Consider the following 253-nt stretch of genomic DNA (forward strand, 5'->3'; position numbering starts at 1 on the left):
GACCGGCCGGTCGAGACCGCGCCGCGCGTCACGCACCACAGCGGAGCGGCGATACCGGCGTCGCCCAGCGCCTGCACCAGAGTTGCGGTGAGCACCAGGACCGCCGGGACGCTCTCGCCCTCGGCGTACGGCTGCTCGTCGAACGCGAGCAGGAAGAGCACACCGGTGACGGCTGCACCGTCGGCGACGGAGTCGCGCAGCAGCTGCGCCGTCGCGCCGCGATCGGCGCCGTCCAGCTCGACCTGGCGGACGT

Annotated in this window: 1 protein-coding gene; it reads right to left on the reverse strand. The window is 74.3% G+C overall.

Features of this window, described 5'->3' with window-relative positions:
* On the reverse strand, positions 1–253 hold a 253-nt coding region (locus UK12_RS42825), incomplete at both ends, for a hypothetical protein (protein WP_045307411.1).

The sequence above is a fragment of the Saccharothrix sp. ST-888 genome (assembly GCF_000955975.1).
Taxonomy (GTDB): Bacteria; Actinomycetota; Actinomycetes; order Streptomycetales; family Streptomycetaceae; genus Kitasatospora.